We start from the raw sequence: 246 nt of genomic DNA on the forward strand, positions 1-246 counted from the left end.
GGCTCGGACCGCCGAAGACCAGCAGGTCGCCGCTGGCCAGCTCCACGTCGGTGAACGGCCCGGTGCGGCGGTCGACCCCGGCGAACCGGAAGCGGCACGTGTCCCCCAGGCTGATCGTGACCACCGGCGCCGCCGACGGCTCCTCGCCGTCCTGGTGGATGCCGAGGCTGGCGCCCGGCGCGTACAGGTTCACGATGGCGGCGTCGGGCGCGTACGTCCGCGCCGAGGGGCTGGTGACCCCGTAGG

The 246-nt window shown here is 75.2% G+C and carries 1 protein-coding gene; it reads right to left on the minus strand.

Annotation, left to right across the window (positions count from 1 at the left end; all coding sequences use genetic code 11):
* On the minus strand, positions 1–246 hold a 246-nt coding region (locus tag ACTT8P_RS38675), incomplete at both ends, for an alpha-ketoglutarate-dependent dioxygenase AlkB (RefSeq protein WP_442836465.1).

Origin of the sequence: Streptomyces sp. JW3 (assembly GCF_052216785.1) — a bacterium.
Classification (GTDB): Bacteria; Actinomycetota; Actinomycetes; order Streptomycetales; family Streptomycetaceae; genus Streptomyces.